The sequence below is a fragment of the Lichenicola cladoniae genome (genome assembly GCF_013201075.1).
In the GTDB taxonomy this organism is placed as follows: domain Bacteria; phylum Pseudomonadota; class Alphaproteobacteria; order Acetobacterales; family Acetobacteraceae; genus Lichenicola; species Lichenicola cladoniae.
The window spans coordinates 295,097-312,360 of record NZ_CP053708.1; the positions used below are offsets into that span (position 1 = coordinate 295,097).

18 protein-coding genes are annotated in these 17,264 nt (G+C 64.4%); 15 read left to right on the forward strand and 3 right to left on the reverse strand.

Annotated features, from left to right (window positions below; all coding sequences use genetic code 11):
• Positions 1–2: 2 nt before the first annotated feature.
• From HN018_RS01225 to HN018_RS01240, 4 genes are all read left to right on the forward strand, one after another.
• Positions 3–497: an urease accessory protein UreE gene (locus HN018_RS01225; RefSeq protein WP_239478918.1), complete on the forward strand. Its 495-nt coding sequence runs from the start codon at positions 3–5 to the stop codon at positions 495–497.
• Complete coding sequence (locus HN018_RS01230; RefSeq protein ID WP_239478919.1) at positions 475–1,155, forward strand: urease accessory protein UreF; 681 nt, start codon at positions 475–477, stop codon at positions 1,153–1,155. Before HN018_RS01225 ends, HN018_RS01230 begins: the two co-directional genes overlap by 23 nt.
• Complete coding sequence (gene ureG, locus HN018_RS01235) at positions 1,152–1,802, forward strand: urease accessory protein UreG (RefSeq protein ID WP_171832821.1); 651 nt, start codon at positions 1,152–1,154, stop codon at positions 1,800–1,802. The genes HN018_RS01230 and ureG overlap by 4 nt, the downstream gene beginning before the upstream one ends.
• Positions 1,803–1,886: 84 nt before the next feature.
• A complete protein-coding gene (locus HN018_RS01240; RefSeq protein ID WP_171832822.1) occupies positions 1,887–2,528 on the forward strand; it encodes a GntR family transcriptional regulator in 642 nt (213 codons plus the stop codon).
• Between the two features lie 61 nt (positions 2,529–2,589).
• Here HN018_RS01240 and HN018_RS01245 read toward each other — a convergent pair whose 3' ends face one another.
• Complete coding sequence (locus HN018_RS01245) at positions 2,590–3,618, reverse strand: zinc-dependent alcohol dehydrogenase family protein (RefSeq protein ID WP_171832823.1); 1,029 nt, start codon at positions 3,616–3,618, stop codon at positions 2,590–2,592.
• 60 nt (positions 3,619–3,678) lie between these two features.
• Positions 3,679–4,485 (reverse strand): DeoR/GlpR family DNA-binding transcription regulator, encoded by an 807-nt coding sequence (locus HN018_RS01250; protein WP_239479229.1) that lies wholly within the window; start codon positions 4,483–4,485, stop codon positions 3,679–3,681.
• A 202-nt stretch (positions 4,486–4,687) separates the two neighbouring features.
• Here HN018_RS01250 and HN018_RS01255 point away from each other — a divergent pair, with 202 nt between their 5' ends.
• From HN018_RS01255 to HN018_RS01280, 6 genes are read left to right on the forward strand one after another with little or no spacing between them, the layout of a single operon-like run.
• Positions 4,688–5,956 carry an ADP-dependent glucokinase/phosphofructokinase gene (locus HN018_RS01255; protein ID WP_171832825.1) on the forward strand — a complete coding sequence of 423 codons (1,269 nt, stop codon included), beginning with the start codon at positions 4,688–4,690 and terminating at the stop codon, positions 5,954–5,956.
• Between the two features lie 20 nt (positions 5,957–5,976).
• Positions 5,977–7,299 (forward strand): ABC transporter substrate-binding protein, encoded by a 1,323-nt coding sequence (locus HN018_RS01260; protein ID WP_171832826.1) that lies wholly within the window; start codon positions 5,977–5,979, stop codon positions 7,297–7,299.
• Between the two features lie 34 nt (positions 7,300–7,333).
• Positions 7,334–8,242 carry a carbohydrate ABC transporter permease gene (locus HN018_RS01265; RefSeq protein ID WP_204259629.1) on the forward strand — a complete coding sequence of 303 codons (909 nt, stop codon included), beginning with the start codon at positions 7,334–7,336 and terminating at the stop codon, positions 8,240–8,242.
• Position 8,243: 1 nt separating this feature from the next.
• Positions 8,244–9,068, forward strand: a complete 825-nt coding sequence (locus tag HN018_RS01270; protein WP_171832827.1) for a carbohydrate ABC transporter permease — start codon at positions 8,244–8,246, stop codon at positions 9,066–9,068.
• Between the two features lie 28 nt (positions 9,069–9,096).
• Positions 9,097–9,870, forward strand: a complete 774-nt coding sequence (locus HN018_RS01275; protein ID WP_171832828.1) for an SDR family NAD(P)-dependent oxidoreductase — start codon at positions 9,097–9,099, stop codon at positions 9,868–9,870.
• 26 nt (positions 9,871–9,896) lie between these two features.
• On the forward strand, positions 9,897–10,928 hold the full coding sequence (locus tag HN018_RS01280; RefSeq protein WP_171832829.1) for a hypothetical protein: 1,032 nt from the start codon (positions 9,897–9,899) through the stop codon (positions 10,926–10,928).
• Between the two features lie 29 nt (positions 10,929–10,957).
• Here the strand turns inward: HN018_RS01280 and HN018_RS01285 are convergent, their stop codons facing one another.
• Positions 10,958–11,917, reverse strand: a complete 960-nt coding sequence (locus tag HN018_RS01285) for a LysR substrate-binding domain-containing protein (RefSeq protein ID WP_171832830.1) — start codon at positions 11,915–11,917, stop codon at positions 10,958–10,960.
• Positions 11,918–12,235: 318 nt separating this feature from the next.
• Between HN018_RS01285 and HN018_RS01290 the strand changes: the two genes are divergently transcribed.
• From HN018_RS01290 to HN018_RS01310, 5 genes are all read left to right on the forward strand, one after another.
• Positions 12,236–13,189 carry a sugar phosphate isomerase/epimerase family protein gene (locus tag HN018_RS01290; protein ID WP_204259630.1) on the forward strand — a complete coding sequence of 318 codons (954 nt, stop codon included), beginning with the start codon at positions 12,236–12,238 and terminating at the stop codon, positions 13,187–13,189.
• Positions 13,190–13,256: 67 nt separating this feature from the next.
• Positions 13,257–14,963 carry a dihydroxyacetone kinase family protein gene (locus HN018_RS01295; protein ID WP_171832831.1) on the forward strand — a complete coding sequence of 569 codons (1,707 nt, stop codon included), beginning with the start codon at positions 13,257–13,259 and terminating at the stop codon, positions 14,961–14,963.
• Positions 14,960–15,436, forward strand: coding sequence for a ribose-5-phosphate isomerase (locus HN018_RS01300; protein ID WP_171832832.1), 477 nt, complete (start codon positions 14,960–14,962; stop codon positions 15,434–15,436). The genes HN018_RS01295 and HN018_RS01300 overlap by 4 nt, the downstream gene beginning before the upstream one ends.
• 16 nt (positions 15,437–15,452) lie before the next feature.
• Positions 15,453–16,208: a triose-phosphate isomerase family protein gene (locus HN018_RS01305; protein WP_171832833.1), complete on the forward strand. Its 756-nt coding sequence runs from the start codon at positions 15,453–15,455 to the stop codon at positions 16,206–16,208.
• A gap of 27 nt (positions 16,209–16,235) precedes the next feature.
• The gene (locus HN018_RS01310; RefSeq protein ID WP_171832834.1) at positions 16,236–17,219 is read left to right on the forward strand and encodes a 3-hydroxyacyl-CoA dehydrogenase family protein; all 984 of its coding nucleotides are present in this window, start codon (positions 16,236–16,238) and stop codon (positions 17,217–17,219) included.
• Positions 17,220–17,264: the final 45 nt, after the last annotated feature.

Below are 17,264 nucleotides of genomic sequence, written 5' to 3' on the forward strand. Positions count from 1 at the left end.
CGGTGGTCCTGCCGGCGGGACACTGGGATCCGGCGCGCGAAGTCGATCGACTCGTCGCCGATCATGACGGAAGGTTTCGGCGCCGTGTGCTGATGCAGGGAACGAAAGGCACCGAGTTTCTCCTCGATCTCGAAACGGCGCGGCACCTGTACGACGGCGACGGCCTTCTGCTTCCGGACGGGGCGGTCGTGCGCGTCACGGCAGCGCACGAGGCACTTCTCGAGATCAGGGCGGGGAGCATGACCTTGCTGCTCCAGCTGGCCTGGCATCTCGGAAACAGGCACCTGGCCGCATCCATCGAGACCGACCGGATCCTGATCCGGAACGACCATGTCATTGCCGCCATGGTTCGGGGGTTGGGCGGACTGGTTCAGGAAATCGATGCGCCGTTCGATCCGCAGAGCGGCGCCTATCATGAACAGGATAGCCGGGCCCCGGACGTTCATGCGCACCACCATCACGAGCATGACGGACATGGACATACCCACGATCACTGACAGCCAGCTGGTCAGGCTTATGGTGTGGCTGTCGCCATCGTTCCCGACGGGCGCATTCGCCTATAGCCACGGACTGGAGTGGGCAGTCGAGAAGGGGCTGGTGCATGACCGGGCAAGCCTGATCGACTGGATGACGACCGTGATCACCAACGGATCCGGCTGGACCGACTGCGTTCTTCTCCGTCTCGCATGGCGATGCGACGATGATGCGGCCCTGCAGGATGTGGCGGACCTGGCCGCGGCGCTGGCTCCGTCCCGGGAACGGCATGAAGAGATGACCGCACAGGGAAATGCATTTGCCCGTGCGATCGGAACCTGGGGTGTGGTGCCCGGAATAATCGTGTCGGACGATCGCGCCCTCTGGCCGCTTCCGGTCGTGATGGGAGCGACGTTCCGGATCGCCGGGATCGGGGAAGATCATGCCGCTCTGCTCGCGCTGCATGGTTTTGTGGCAAACCTGATCTCGGCCGCGGTGCGCCTGGTGCCACTTGGGCAGACCGATGGTCTCCGCGCCCTGGCAGCCCTGGAAGACCAAATTATTTCGACGAGCGCCGCAAGTGCATGCGCCGGCGCCGGGGATCTGGGCGGGTTCAGCCTGAACGCCGATCTTGCGGCACTTCATCACGAAACACAGCAAACGAGACTGTTCCGCACATGACACTTGCAGTTGCAGAGCCGCATAAGGACACCACCAACGGCCCGCTTCGTGTCGGGATCGGAGGTCCGGTCGGATCAGGCAAGACCGCGCTGATGGACGCATTGTGCCGAAAGTTCCGGGACCGGTATGATGTCGCCGCCATCACCAACGACATCTACACGAAGGAAGATGCAGAGTTCCTGACGCGGGCTGGTTCCCTGGCACCGGAACGTATTCTCGGGATTGAAACCGGCGGTTGCCCGCACACGGCCATTCGGGAAGATGCCAGCATCAATCTCGCTGGCGTGGCGCAACTCAATCGGCAATATCCTGCGCTGGACGTCATCCTGATCGAGAGTGGCGGCGATAACCTTGCCGCGACCTTCAGCCCCGAACTGGCCGACCTGACCATCTATGTCATCGACGTGTCCGCTGGAGACAAGATACCACGCAAGGGAGGGCCCGGGATAACACGCAGCGACCTCCTGGTGATCAACAAGATCGACCTGGCGCCGCATGTCGGGGCCAGCCTCGAGATCATGGACCGGGACACGCGGCGGATGCGGCAGGAGCGCCCCTTCGTGTTCGCAAACGTCCGGGCGGGAACGGGCGTCGAGGAAATCGCGAGCTTCATCGAGCGCGCCGGGGGATTGGCGTCGTCCGGTTAAAGCGACGGGCAACCGCAACGTCCGCGTGCGGTTGGCGTCGCCCTCGGCGCTCGTGTAAGACGGGATCCAACCTTCTGGTGCCAGATGTCGATCGTTCCTGAGTCCACACTGTCCCAGAGCGCGTTCGAGACCATGCGCGGCTGGATCGTGTCGGGTGAACTCGCCGCCGGCTCCGTGGTAAGCGAGCGACGTATTGCAGAGCGTCTTGGACTGTCCCGTACGCCGGTCAGGGAAGCGCTCGGCCGACTGGAAGGCGAGGGGCATCTGCGGCGGGACGGCCGTACGATCATCGTTAATGCGATCGACTCACGCGAGATCATGGAAATCCTCGCACTGCGTGTCCTGCTCGAGGCCGAGGCGGCGCGCCTTGCCGCACGACGGGTTTCCGCATCCAAGGTCAAGGCCATTCGAACCGCGGTCAAAGCGATGCGTCAGGAAAAGGTGACGCCGGAACAGCATTGGCTGGTCGACGATCAGCTTCATAACGGGATAGCCGAAGCCAGCGGCAACCGGACCTTGCAGCGGCTCGTGGCCGATCTACGTGACCGTACCAGGATGTTCGGGATCGACAAGATCCCGGCGCGGTTCGCACCCGGTCAGACGGAACATCTCGCCATCCTGGACGCACTCGAGAAGCAGGATCCGGATGCGGCGGCAGCGCAGATGGAGCTTCATCTGCAGAATGTCAGGAAAGCTATTCTCTCGAGTTTTTCCCTGGACGAGTGAGCGACTGCTCCACTGAAGCCTCGTCCGGCCGAACCGGACGAAGATGCTGCCGGACTGAGCGCTAGCTGCCACCCGGCGGAATGATCACGGACTTGATTCCCTGCCGCTGCCATGAATGCTCGAGAGCCTTGCCCCAGTCTTTCAGCTTGAACTCGTGCGTCACGATCTCGTCCACCTTGACCTGACCGGTCTCGAGATAGGCGAGTGCCCGCCCGAAATCGTGGATCTGGGCAAAGGATCCCTTGATCGTGATCTCGTTGCGAAAGACGTCGAACGGGTTGACCGGAAATGTCGCCGGTTCGGGGTAGACGCCATAGATCAGCACGGTGCCGCCGCGACGCGTCTGCCGTACGGCTTCCGCGCACATCTCCGGCGCGCCCGTGGCTTCCACCACATAGTCGAACCCGTTGGGGCTGATGTCGCGCAACGCAGCACGATGCGCCTCGGGATGATGGCGGTCCACGGCAACCACCCGGTCCGCCGACAGCCGCTCGGCCAGTGTCAGCTTCGGGCCTGCAGGTGCGGCGACGGTCAGGCGCGCAGCACCGTTCCGCTTAAGCAGCTGTGCCAGTACCTGTCCGGTCGGCCCGGCGCCGAACATCAGAACATCCGCACCAGGTCTGACATCTAGTACGTCCATGCCATGCACCGCGCAGGCGGTCGGTTCAACCATGACGGCCTCGCGCCACGGCAGGCCCGACACGGAGAAGAGCTCGCGCGCCTTGATCCGCATGAACTCCGCGAATCCGCCATCCATCTGAATGCCGTAGGCCACCAGGTTCTCGCAGCGTAGCTGCTCGCCGCGGCGGCAATAGAAGCACTCCATGCAGGCGCGGTTGCAGTTGGCCACCACCCGGTCGCCGGCCCGCCAGTTTCCTGCGGCCTTGCCGACTTCGACGATCTCGCCGGCAAATTCATGTCCCGGGATGAGCGGGAACCGTGGCCCGAACTCGCCCTCGTGAATATGCAGATCGGTGCCGCACAATCCACAGGCGCGAACGCGGATCACCACCTCGTCGTCCTCGACCTTCGGTTCTGCGACATCGCGATACGAAAACGAGCGCGGTGCATCGTAGACAATGGCCTTCATGACATGCTTCTCCCTTTTTTCGGACCGTGGGCGCGCCGTGTCGCGGCGGCCTGTTCCGTTTCAACCCGCCACGACGATCTTGACCCCGGCCTCTTCCAGTGCTGCTGCGAGGTCGCCATCAGGCTGGGCGTCGGTGACCAGATATTCCACCAGATCGTAGTTCGCCACCATCGCGAAAGCCTGGACGTCGAACTTGCTGCTGTCGGCCAGCAGGATCGTTCGCTGGCACGCGGCCATCATCTCCCTGGTGGCCGTCGCTTCTTCCAGTTTGCTGATCGAGCAACCCTTCGACGACAGGCCCGACACGGCCATGACCGCGGTATCGACCGAGATCTGGGGCATTGCCGCGAAGCCGGCAAAACCGACCATGACCTGTGAACTCGCGATGTAGGTACCACCGAGAACATACACGGCCCGGACGGCATGCGCCGGCAGGATGGACGGCACATGCAGGTTGTTGGTGACGATCGTAAGGTCGTGATGGCTGCCGAGCTCGTCCGCGAAGTAGGCGATGCTCGATCCGCCGTTCAGCATCAGCGTCTCGCGATCCCGAATCAGTTGCGCCGCAGCCTTGCCGATGCGCTCTTTCGGATTCCGCTGCATGTTCATGCGGCTATCCAGCGTCGTGATGGAGGAGGTCACCAGCCGCTCCCGCGGGACGGCGCCGCCGTGGGTGCGGACCAGCAGGCCGCGCTCCTCCAGAAGAGTGAGGTCGCGCCGGATCGTGTCCCTGGAGACGCCGAAGATATTGACGAGTTCGCTGGCGGAGACCTGACCGCGCTTCTTCACCAGCTCGACCAGCTTGGTCTGGCGCGCCGCCGGCAGGTTGCTGCTTACCTCATCCTGGTTGCCGGTCCGAAGCAGCATCTCGTCCACCAATTACCTCCAGATCACCCGGCTGATCAGCCCGCCGAATTAACACAAACCTGGCACGGATGACCAGCATCGCAGGTTGACAGCATGCAGCATGCTGCAGATAACCGCAGAACTGCGCATGCTCAGGCATGAAGATGGCATAAACGCCACAGAGCGGACGGTCGGGGTGCACGCGCCCCGGGGAGGTCGAACCATGAGCTGGAATGACGACTATCGACATGCTGCGAGCCGTCTCGACGATCATATAGCGCATGCCAGGCTGACCTTGTGCGGTCTGTCTGCCTGCGTCGATGCGATGGTCTCGTTGCATGACGCACAGGCGCTTCTGGAAGCGACTGCACCTGCCGAGGCCGTCGAGTTCGCCGGGATGCTCGTCGCTCGCGCAAAGGCCGGGATCGGCGGCGAGATTCGTGTCGACTGGCCCGGTGGCCCGGATTGGCTCGATAACACCCTGGCGTTCCGGCACCTCCCCGGAGGGACCGGGCCACATGCGGCGCGAATCCTCACGCGGCTTGGCGCGCCGGCGTTGCTCGCACTCGCAACCCGCAGTCCCGAGCAGATGGCTGCCCTGGATCCAGGTCTTCATCTTGCGCATGAGGGACAGGCTGTCGAGATCGCCCAGCTCCGGCCGACACAGCCGAATGCGAACAAGATCTATATTTTCGAATTCAGCGCCGGACGCGCGCTCGACGGCGCACTCCTGAAGCGATCGTCACGGATCATCGTAAGGTTCGATGATCCCGGTCTCGAGGATGACAGCGAATACAACGCGCTCAGTGCCCGGCTTGCCCGCAACGCCGGTGCCGGCGTGCTCTCCGGCTATAACTGCGTGGGGCGGGGTGACCTCGAGGGCGCGCTTGCCAGAACGCGGCGCCTGGTCGGGGAATGGCGCAGGCAAGGCACGTTCGTGATCCACCTGGAGCTGGCCGGGTATGAGTGCGACGCCTACCGCGACGCGGTCCTCGAGGGATTGTCCGGGCACATCACCTCGCTGGGACTGAGCCTGTCGGAATACGAGGCGCTGGTCCCTCCGGATACGTCTCTCGCGACCGGGATGTTCGACCTGGCAGTCCGTCTGCACCTTCAGAGGATATGCGTGCATGCCGACAACTGGGCAGCGTCACTGACCACCGGCGATGCTACGCAGGAGCGGGAGGCGCTGCTGGCCGGATGTCTGCTGGCCAGTTCCAGGGCGGCGACCGGGCAGGTCTCGAAGCCGGAGGGCGCGTCCGCCGAGGCTATCTTCGAGCCACCACCGGAGCTTCCAGCATCCCTCGGAGGACGCAGCTTCGTTGCTGTTTCCGCGCCCTACGTGGCGAGGCCGGCAACGACGTTGGGCCTGGGCGACACGTTCATGGCCGGATGCCTCCTTGTGCTGGGGCAGGACGACAGGCCCCGGCTGGCGGCCTGGCAGCGGCCGGACGCCGCGATCACCGCCGCGACTCACGAAAGCGTCGAATAAGAAAAGTTGGAGATGTCCAGATGAAACAAACGCGCACACTCGCAACGATGCTCGCCATTAGCTTCGGCATCGCATCGAACGCCCCTGTTCAGGCCGCCACGACGATCACGATCGCAACCGTGAACAATTCCGACATGATCGTCATGGAGAAGCTGTCGTCGCAGTTCGAGAAGGAAAACCCGGACATAAAGCTGCACTGGGTCACGCTCGAAGAGAACGTGCTCCGTCAACGCGTCACGACCGACGTCGCCACGCATGCGGGTCAGCTCGATCTCGTTACGGTAGGCGTCTACGAGGTTCCGATCTGGGGCAAGCTGGGATGGCTGTCGCCATTCACCGACATCCCAGCCTCCTACCAGGTAGACGATTTGCTGAAGCCGATCCGCAACGCGCTGACCGTCGACGGTCATCTCGACGCGTTGCCGTTCTACGGCGAAAGCACCTTCACGATCTATCGGACCGACCTGTTCAAGGCCAAGAACCTGGTGATGCCTGCAAACCCCACCTGGACCCAGATCGCGGACTTCGCAGCCAAGCTGAACGATTCGTCGCAGGGCGTCTATGGCATCTGCCTGCGTGGCAAGCCGGGCTGGGGCGAGAACATGGGCACGATCGGGGACCTCGCCAACAGCTTCGGCGGCCGCTACTTCGACATGAACTGGAATGCCCAGCTCGAGTCGGCGCCTTGGAAACAGGCTGTCAATTTCTACGTCAAGCTGCTGAAGGATTCCGGACCGCCGGGTGTGGTCTCGAACGGCTACAATGAAACCCTGGCATTGTTTGCCAGCGGCAAGTGCGCGATGTGGGTCGACGCCACCGTGTCGGCGAGTTTCCTCGGCAATCCGACCCAGAGCAAGGTGGTCGGCAAGGTCGGCTACGTGGCGGCACCTTATGAGACGTCCGCCGTCGGTTCGCATTATCTTTGGGCCTGGACGCTGGCAGTCCCGAAAACCTCGCGCAAGGCGGAAGCCGCCAAGCGTTTCGCGCTGTGGGCAACCTCGCCGGCCTATATCGCGCTTGTCGCCAAGACCTCCGGATGGGGTGCCGTCCCACCCGGAACGCGCACCTCGACCTATGCCAATCCGGACTATCTGAAGGCCGCGCCCTACGCGCCGATCGTGCTGCAGGCCATGCAGACGGCGGATCCGAGGCATCCGGTCGATCAGCCGGTTCCCTATGTCGGGATCAGCTATGTCGGCATCCCCGAGTGGCAGGATATCGGCACGAATATCGGCCAGCAGATCGCCGCGGCGGTGTCGGGCCAGGAGAGCGTCGATAACGCGCTCAAGCAGGCCCAGCAGGACACGACCCGCGCCATGACGCAGGGCGGGTATCTCAAGTAGACGCGCGATGAGCATGCTTCAGGAACGTCCGGGGATGGCGTTTGGCTCGGAGGCGCAGGTCGGCCACGGCGGCAAGACAGGCGGACATGGCGCAGCGCAGGCACGTTTGATGTTGTCGCCGACGGTCATCGTGCTGCTGATCTGGATGATCGTCCCGCTTGTCCTGACGCTGTGGTTTTCGTTCCAGCGCTACAACCTGCTCCGGCCGGCCGGCGGGTTCGTCGGTTTTGACAACTATGCCTATCTGCTGGAAGGGCATGACCTCTGGCGGTCGATCTGGAACACGGTTCTTCTCGTCGGAGGGGTCCTGATCGCCACCATAACGTTCGGCACGCTATCGGCGGTCCTGCTCAACCAGCCGCTGATCGGCCGGGGTATCCTGCGACTGCTGTATATCGCTCCTTTTTTTGTCATGCCGACGGTTGGTGCGCTGATCTGGAAGAACCTGCTGCTCAATCCCGTCACCGGACTGTTCGCCTGGTTCGCGCACCTGCTGCGTGTGACGCCGATCGACTGGTTCTCCAACGTTCCCTTGCTGGCAATCGGGATCATCGTGGCGTGGCAGTGGATACCGTTCGCCACCTTGATCCTGCTGACCGCACTGCAATCGCTCGACCAGGACCAGATGGAGGCCGCGCACATGGACGGTGCGGGCCCTATCGCGCGGTTCCGCTACATCATGCTGCCGCACCTGGCGCGGCCGATCAGCATCGTCGTGATGATCGAGACGATTTTCCTGCTGTCGGTGTTTGCCGAGATCCTGGTGACGACCAGCGGCGGCCCGGGCATCGCCACCACGAACCTGCCCTTTCTCGTCTACAAGACGGCCCTGCTTCGCTACGACATCGGAGGCGCGTCGGCAGGCGGCATCATCGCCGTGGTGCTTGCCAACATCGTCGCGTTCTTCCTGGTGCGCAGCGTCGCCACCAGCATGGAGCGTTGAGATGCGCCAGCCCAGCGCATCCGCCCGGATCTCCCTCTCCGCCCTCGCCTGGATCATCGGCGCGATCGTGTTCTTCCCGATCTTCTGGATGGCACTCACGTCGATAAAGACCGAGGCGCAGGCCATATCCTCGACCCCGCTCCTGTTCTTCCGTCCGACCTTCGCCAACTTGGCCTCGATGCTGGAAAGCGGCGACTACCTGCACTTCGCAGCCAACAGCATCATCGTCAGTATCGGTTCGACGGCCGCCGCCCTGGTCCTGGGCATTCCGGCAGCCTACGCGATGGCGTTCTATCCGACGCACAGGACAAAGAACCTTCTGCTTTGGATGCTGTCGACCAAGATGATGCCGTCGGTCGGTGTCCTTGTCCCGGTCTACCTGATCTTCCGCGATGTCGGGCTGCTCGACACCCGCGTCGGCCTCGTCGCGATCTACACGCTTGCCAATCTCCCCATCGTCGTGTGGATGCTCTACTCGTTCTTCCGGGACGTGCCGCACGAGATCCTGGAAGCGTCCCGGATGGATGGCGCGACCTTCCTGCAGCAGATGGTCTTTCTGCTGCTGCCGCTTTCGGCACCCGGCATTGCCTCCACAGGCCTGCTCTCGATCATCCTGAGCTGGAACGAGACCTTCTGGTCGATCAACCTCACCTCGTCCGAGGCGGCTCCGCTGACCGCCTTCATCGCATCCTTTTCCAGTCCGGAAGGCCTGTTCTGGGCTCGGCTTTCGGCAGCGTCAGTCCTGGCGATCGCCCCGATCCTGATGCTCGGCTGGATGACGCAGCGGCAGCTGGTCCGCGGACTTACCTTCGGCGCGGTCAAGTAGAAACCGTCATGTTGCAGGAAACACTGTCATGTATCTCGAGAAATACCGGCTCAACGGTCGCACGGCGTTCATCACCGGCGCCGGTCGCGGGATCGGCCTGGCTGCGGCACATGCGTTCGCCGAAGCCGGGGCGCGCGTCGTCATCTCCGACCAGTCCGAGGTGCTGCTCGCGGAGGGTCTCGGCATCCTGAAGGATGCCGGACATGACGCGCACGCGGTCCAGCTCGACGTCACCCGTTCCGACGATGTACGGCGGGTAGCGGACGACGCGCAGCAGCAGTTCGGTCCAATCGATATCCTGTTCGCCAATGCCGGGATCGCGTGGCCGGATACGGGTGGCGAGGACATGACCGACGATGTCTGGCTCCGGATGATCGACATCAACCTCAACGGCGTCTTCTGGTGCTGCCGGTCCTTCGGCAGGCACATGCTGGAGCGCGGGCGCGGAAGCATCGTCACGACCGGCTCGATGTCGGGCCTGATCTCCAACCGCCCGCAACGGCAGGCGCACTACAACGCCGCCAAGGCGGGTGTGCACCACCTTACGCGATCGCTGGCGGGGGAGTGGGCCGCGCGCGGCGTGCGCGTCAACAGCATCGCGCCCGGCTACATCGACACGACGATGTCCGGCGCAGGGCTGCGCATACCCGGTCTTGGCGACGTCTGGCTCGAAGCCACGCCGATGGGCCGCGCCGGAACCGCCGAGGAAATCGCCTCGGTCGCGCTCTTCCTCGCATCCGACGCATCGAGCCTGCTGACCGGCGCCATCATCGTCGCGGATGCTGGCTACAGCATCTGGTAATCGAAATTTCAAAGAGGAACTTTATCATGAGCCGCATGGACCAGAAGCTTCACAACATTCTCTCGGGACACTACACGCGCAACGACTTCATGATCGCGGATGCCAAGGACGGCGACATGGGCGGTGGCGTGCGGATGGCCGGCCCACGCCGTCGGAAGGATGGCACGATCGATGGCTATCGTACCCGCCGGGAATATCTGGACAGCATCAAGGCGGTGGTCGCCCAGGACATCGTCGACATCATGCTGGTGTCCGCTTCCAACTTGGAAGTGCTGAACGAGGAGGGAACCTTCCGGAACAGCCTGGTCAAGCCGGCGATCCGCGCCAACGAGACCACCGATATCTGGGGCGGCCTGCGGAGCGAAAACTACGCCTCCGCCATGTCGATCCCGCACAGTTCTGCAGTCCTGCCGCGCATCATGCACGGTAAGACCACCGCGACACCGGACGCTCCGGTAACCGGCACGGACCTCGGTCTCTACTCGATGACGATCAACAACAACCTCACCGCCGATCTCGCCTCGCTGGAGGCATACATCGCGTTCCGTGCCGAAGCGGGGAAGATCGGCTTCCGGCATTTTCTCGAGGTTTTCAACCCGAACACCGCGACCGGCCTCGACCAGAACGATATCGGCTTTCTGCTGAACGATCATATCGTGCGCTGCCTGGCGGGCGTGATGAAGGCCGACCGGCCCTTGTTTCTCAAGATCCCGTTCAACAGCCCCGCGGCCATCGAGGAACTCGCCACCTTCGACCCGACTCTCGTGGTGGGCGTTCTGGGAGGAAGTGCGGGCACGACACGGGACACGTTCGAGCTGGTGCACCAGGCGGAACGCTACGGAGCGCGGCTTGCTTTGTTCGGCCGGAAAATCAATCTCGCCGAGCAGCCGCTGACCTTGATCGCGCTGATGCGGCAGGTGGTCGATCAGGCGGTCGCGCCGAAGGACGCGGTGCGGGTCTATCACGCGGCACTGCAGACGAGCGGGATCACGCCCATGCGCCCCCTCGAGGACGACCTCAAGATCACCGAGAGCGCGCTGCAACACGAACGGTCCTGACGTCCGCCACGCACGCCCCCGGCCGGTGATCAGCCCTGCATGGTCGCCCGCCGCGCATCGGCAAGCAGCTGCAGCACCACGTGGGTTGCAGGCGAGCAGGGTCGCTGGCTCGGCAGGATCAGGCCATAGGCTCCGGCGCTGATCTCGGTATCGAGCCGCAGGATGCAGAGCTGGCCGCACGCTTCCTGTTGCCGTGCGACCGGCTCCGAAACGATGCTGATCGCGTCGGTCCGTGCGACATAGGTGAGGGTCATGAGCAGCGAGTTCGTGCTGACGATCCGCGCCGGCGGAAGCAGGCCCGCGGTATGGAACAGGTCGTCCACCCGCGCCCGCAGCCGGGACCCGTGCGCCTGAAGCACCCAGGAGGCGTCATGGAGTTCGGCGATATTGACGGTGCGCCCATGCTGGAACGGATGCCCGCGACGCCCGACCAGGCGGAGCGCTTCGGTGCCGAGTTCCTCGTAGGAGAACATGCTGCGGTCGAACGAGGGGACCGGACGCCCCAGCATCATGTCGAGATGACCGGTCAGCAGTCGATCGAGCAGGAAGTTGCTCGATCCGGCCTCGAGCTCGAGCTCGATGCGCGGGTGGCGCTCCTGGGCGGCTGCCAGCACCGACGACAGGAGGTCCACGATCGGCCCGTCGATCGCCCCGATCGTGACCCGTCCGAGATGGCCGTCCTGGATCGCGTTGATCTCGTCGCGTGCCCCATCCAGTTCGGCGAGGATCGCCTGCGCGCGCCGGGTCAGGATCTCGCCATAGATGGTCTGTTCGAGGCCTCTCCCGTGCCTCGCGAACAGCTTCTGGCCGATCGCCGTCTCGAGATCGATCAGGAGCTTCGAGGCTGCCGGCTGCGACAGGCCGAGGCTGGCGGCGGCCTGGTGCAGCTTGCGGTCGCGAACGAGAGCGGCAAGCACCTGCAGGTGCCGGAGCTTCAGGCGGCTCTGGATGAACCAGTTGGCGGCAAGATGACGTCGGACAGGTATCATCGACCCATACCCGAATGTGTATGTTTTGCAGGAAAAGCCGGATTAGACGGATATGGCGGAGTTGGCTATCGTCCTGAGAACGACTCCAGCCGGAGGGTATTATTGCTGCCGGCCCGAGAGCCGATCGGGAGACTGTCCAGTGTCATCGCACCTCGCGACGCACGTTGATCATGCCGCTGACGTGATTGGTCTTCCGGCGCCCGGTCTTGTCCGACTGCCTCGTGCTGTCGTTCAAGCGGCATAGGCAAACCGGCGGCTGGCGCCCTGCCTGCTTGCATCGTTTCCCCAACTTCTGCCACGCAGCCAGGAGCAGTCGTCGTGTCCGCTTTCAACCCGTCCAATCTCAACAGAGACAACTGGCCCATCGCCGCGGCGATGATCCAGTACGCGAATATCCTCCCCGATGGTACATCCGTGCAGGATCAGCCTGCGGAGGCCTGGGCCGCGACGATGTCGGAGATCGCCGATGCGGGCTTCACCGAGATCGATCCGACCGATTGCTGGCTTCGCGTCGCCGACCTGACGCAGGCACGCCGCGACGAGTTCAAGCAGGCGCTGCGTGAGGTCGGCCTGACCGTTCCCGCCATCTCGACGTCGCGACGTTCGATCATAGATCCCGAGCGGGGCGACGAGTATCTCACCTATTGCCATCGGGTCATCGATGCTGCCGCCGACCTGGGCGCTCGCACGGCCTGTTTCGGGCTGTTCGGTCCGCTGACCGACGAGCAGAAGAAGGTCCTGTGGTTCTGGACCGTGGACGGCGTGCGCAACCCGGACGATCCGGCAGTCTATGCTCGCGCGGTCGCAGGCATGCGCGAACTCGGGCGTCATGCAGCCGAAGTCGGTATCGACATCGCCCTGGAGATGTATGAGGACACCTATCTCGGAACAGCCGACAGCGCGGTCAAGTTCGTCAAGGACATCGATCATCCGGCGGTCGGCCTGAACCCCGACCTGGGCAACCTGGTCCGGCTGCATCGTCCGGTCGAGCATTGGGCCAGCATGGTCGAGAAGACGATGCCCTATGTCCGCTACTGGCACGTGAAGAACTACCTCCGGATCGTGGACGAATCGAAGGGGATCTATCTCAGCGCGCCGGCCCCGCTCGAGACCGGTGTGATCAGCTATCGCGCGGCCGTCACCAAGGCGATCGCGCTCGGCTTCCGCGGTGCGTTCGGCTGCGAGCATTACGGCGGTGACGGTCTCAGCGTGAGTGCCGCCAACCGCGCCTACCTGAAGCGGATCCTGCCGAAGCATGTCGGCCCGGTCTGACAGGTATTTCGTCCGGTCGACTTTCGGGACGACCGGACGACCCTCCAGGCACTGCGTGTAGGTTGAAATGACGCATATTCTCCAGGACCCCGAAGACTTCGCCGCGGACGCCTTGCGCGGCTACTGCGACATCCACGCCCGACTGGTACGGCCGGTGCGCGGCGGGGTGCTGCGATCGACCGAGACGCCGGACGGCAAGGTGGCGCTGGTGATCGGCGGTGGCAGCGGCCATTACCCGGCGTTCGCGGGCTACGTGGGCCCCGGCCTGGGCGATGCGGCCGTGGCAGGTGACGTGTTCGCCTCGCCTGCAACGGAGCTGATCGCGGAGATTTCCCGCAAGGCGCACCGGGGTGCGGGCGTGCTGCTCGCCTTCGGGAACTACGCCGGCGACGTGCTCAATTTCGGCTTTGCGGCGACGCGACTGCGTGGCGACGGCATCGACGTGCGGGTCCTGGCGATCACCGACGACATCGGCAGCGCCCCGAAGGGCGAGGAAGCCAGGCGCCGTGGCGTGGCCGGCGATATTCCGGTCCTGAAGATCGCCGGAGCGGCGGCGGAAGCGGGCCTGGGCCTCGATGAAGTGGAGACCGTGGCGCGACGTGTGAACGACCGCACCCGGTCCTTCGGCGTGGCATTCGGCGGCTGCACGCTTGCCGGCGCCAAGGAGCCGCTGTTCGTCGTGCCGGAAGGCCGGATGGCGATCGGTCTTGGTCTGCATGGCGAGGCCGGGATCGACGAGACCGATATTCCTCCGGCCTCCGAGCTTGCCGTTCTGCTGGTCGACCGTCTGGTCGACGAGGCGCCGGCAGCACCCGGCACCCGGGCTGCCGTGCTGCTGAACGGACTTGGCGGCACCAAGCAGGAAGAGCTGTTCGTGCTCTGGACCCATGTTGCGGCGCGTCTTCGCCACCACGGGATCGAGATCGTGGCGCCACTGGTCGGCGAGTATGCCACCAGCCTCGATATGGAAGGCTGTTCGCTCACGATCACCTGGCTCGACGAGGAGCTGGAGCAGTTCTGGCTGGCGCCGTGCGATTCCGCCGGCCTGCGGGTCGGCAACACTCTGCCCACCCGGCCGGCGCCGCCACTGCCAGCCGATGATGCGGCACGCACGACATGGCCGGAAGCATCCCCTGCGTCCCGGTCTGCCGGGACGTTCGTCGCCGGCACCTTCATGCGCCTGGCAGATATGCTGCAAGCCGCCGAGGACGAACTCGGTCGCATCGACGCGCTGACCGGTGATGGCGATCATGGAATGGGGATGGCCCGGGGGTCGCGCGCCGCGGCGACCGCCGCACAGGATGCCGCGTCTCATCAGGCCGGTGCCGCCAGCGTGCTCGCCGCTGCCGCGGACGCTTGGGCAGACCGGGCCGGTGGTACGTCCGGTGCGATCTGGGGTCTGGGCCTGCGATCGGCGGCAAACGCCCTCGATGACGGTGTCGCGCCGACCGACGAAGCGATTGCATCCGCTGTCACGCAGGCTGTCGAAGCGGTCATGACGATCGGTGGCGCGCGTCCGGGCGACAAGACACTGGTCGATGCGTTCGAGCCGTTCGCCCGGACACTGGCGGCCCAGGTCGCCGGTGGCGCGTCGATCGCGCAGGCGTGGAGCCGGGCTGCCGATGCGGCAAAGCAGGCGGCCGATGACACCGCCGACCTCTTACCCCGGCTTGGCCGGGCGCGCCTGCACGCCGCCCGCAGCAAGGGACATTGCGATGCCGGTGCCGTCTCGTTCGCGATGGCGGCCCGGACTGCCGGAGAGACCATTGAATGACCGACACGAAGCTGAGGATTGTCATCGGCTGCGATGAGGCAGGGGTTCGTTTCCGTGACGCCTTGAAGGCTGACCTGTTGCGCCATGCCGACGTTTCGGACGTCACCGACGTCGGTGTCACGGCGAATGACAGTGAGGCATATCCGCACGTGGCAGTCCGTGCGGCCCGCATGGTCGCGGCCGGCGAGGCCGATAGGGCGCTGTTGATCTGCGGAACCGGCCTCGGCGTGGCGATCAGCGCCAACAAGATTCCAGGGATCCGCGCCGTGACGGCGCATGACGTCTATTCGGTGCAGCGTTCTGTCCTGAGCAACGACGCACAGGTGCTGTGTTTCGGCGAGCGGGTCATCGGCCTCGAGCTGGCCCGGATGCTGGCGCAGGAGTGGCTGAAATACCGGTTCGACCCCTCTTCCGCGTCCGCCTCGAAAGTCGCCGCCATTCGCGACTACGAGACGCCGAATCCGGCCGGTTGAGAAGGCGCCCGAGCGAATGCCAGTCCGTCGTCGTATCGTAGGCGTCAGTCTCAAGATGTATATGGGTCTGGAGCGGACGCAGCACTGGCTGCACGCGGTGGCCGACATGGCGGCGTCGGGTCTTCCGGCGGACGTCGATCTGTTCGTGATCCCGTCCTTTCTCTCGCTCTCCGATGCCCGCACGATTTTCGCCGGCAGCCGCGTCGCGGTCGGTGCCCAGGATGTGTTCTGGGAAGATGCGGGCGCCTATACCGGAGAAATCTCCGCACCCATGCTGGCCGAGGCCGGATGCCGGTTCGTGGAAATCGGCCATGCGGAGCGCCGGCGGATCTTCGGCGAAACCGAGGACATGATCAGCCGCAAGATCGATGCGGCGGTCCGGTCCGGCCTGGTTCCGGTTTTGTGCATCGGCGAGGCGGCGAAGGCTGCGCCGGAGGATGTGGTTCTCGATTGCATGGCGCAGTTCGCGACCGCTACGGCCGGGATCGAGAAGACCGCCACGGTAGTATTTGCCTGGGAACCGATCTGGGCGATCGGCGCGGCCGAGCCTGCTTCCGCCGACTACATCGCCGCGGTCGCACGTGGATTGCGCGAGGCACTGGCATCCTGGCCCAACATGCGCCTGATCTACGGTGGCAGCGCCGGACCAGGGCTGCTCGATCAGATCGGCGATGCGGTCGATGGCCTGTTCCTCGGCCGTTTCGCACACGATACCGATGCACTCCGGCGCGTTCTCGCCGAGGCATCGAACTCTACCGCCACCTCCGCCTGAAATCCTGACTTTCTGGAGATATCGACCATGATAACGACGATCAAGACAGTGGCAGTCATCGGCGCCGGCTATATGGGCGGGGGGATCGCGCAGTCGCTCGCCGCCGCCGGCATGACCGTGATCCTGGCGGATGCATCTCCGGAGACCACCGCTACCGCTCTTACGAGATTGCTTCGCGAGGCGAAGGAATTCGAGGAGCAAGGCCTGTTCCCGGCCGGGGCCGCAGCTTTGATCGAGGCCAACCTCACCACGGCGGACTCGATCGAGGATGCGGTCCGCGACGTCGATTTCGTCGAGGAGGCGGTGTTCGAGGTCGTCGCCGTCAAGCACGAGGTGCTGCGTCGCATCTGCGCCGCGGCCCGTCCGGATACCATCATCGGCACCAACACCTCGACGTTGCCGGTCAGCACGCTGGTGCCGGCCATTACCGGACCGGAACGTTTCCTCACCGTCCATTTCAGCAACCCGGCGCCGTTCATCCCGGGCGTCGAACTGGTCGCGGGCGTGGATACCGATCCGGCGATCATCCCGGTCGTCAAGGACATGCTGAAGCGCGCCAAGCGCTCGGGCGCCGAAGTGGCCGACGTGCCCGGTTTTGTCCTGAACCGCCTCCAGTATGTCCTGCTGAAGGAAGCCAACTCGATCGTCGAGCAGGGAATTGCCACCGAGCGGGACGTGGATACCATCGTGCGCTCCACATTCGGCTTCCGCCTGCCGTTCTTCGGTCCGTTCGCGATCGCCGACATGGCCGGGCTCGACGTTTACGCCAACTCCTTCAAGACGTTCGAGGATGCGTTCGGCGATCGCCTCGCCACGCCCACGCTGCTGGCGTCGCTCGTGGCCGACGGCAAGCACGGGCTCAAGAACGGCTCCGGCTTCTACGGTGACTTCGACCCGGCGATGACCGCCGAGATCGTCGCCTACCGCAACAAGGCGTATGCGCGGATGGCACAACTGCTCGAGGAACTCGGGCCGTCGCCATTCGAACGCCTAGCTGCCCCGAAATCCTGAACACCAGATACGGCGGGTCGCGTTCTGCGTCATGACCCGCCGCAT